Genomic DNA, 396 nt, shown 5'->3' with positions numbered 1-396 from the left:
ACCAGCCGGGTGGCCATCTCCGCGGGAGCGGAGGCGTCCACGAGCACGTGCACGTTGCCCTCCCCGGTCTCGATCACGGGCACCGTGGCGTTCGTGACCACGGACTGGATCAGGCCGCGCCCGCCGCGCGGGATGAGCACGTCCACCTTGCCGCGGGCACCCATCAGGGCGTTGGCGCCGTCCCGGCCGTAGTCGTCCACGGTCTGGACGCAGTCCACGGGCAGCTTGGCGTCCGCGAGGGCGTCCCGCAGGACACCCACGAGGGCCCGGTTGGAGTCGAACGCCGCGGAGCCGCCGCGCAGCAGCACGGCGTTGCCGGACTTCACGGCGATCCCGGCGATGTCCACGGTCACGTTGGGGCGGGCCTCGTAGATCACGCCCACCACGCCCATGGGC

At 73.0% G+C, this 396-nt stretch carries 1 pseudogene; it reads right to left on the bottom strand.

Features of this window, described 5'->3' with window-relative positions:
- A pseudogene (locus tag KBY19_RS36035) lies at positions 1-396 on the bottom strand (gamma-glutamyl-phosphate reductase); the annotation flags it as partial.

The organism is Streptomyces sp. B15, from assembly GCF_018070605.1.
In the GTDB taxonomy this organism is placed as follows: domain Bacteria; phylum Actinomycetota; class Actinomycetes; order Streptomycetales; family Streptomycetaceae; genus Streptomyces; species Streptomyces smyrnaeus.
Note: the sequence above shows the minus strand (reverse complement) of the source record. Positions and strands in the feature narration are given on the sequence as shown.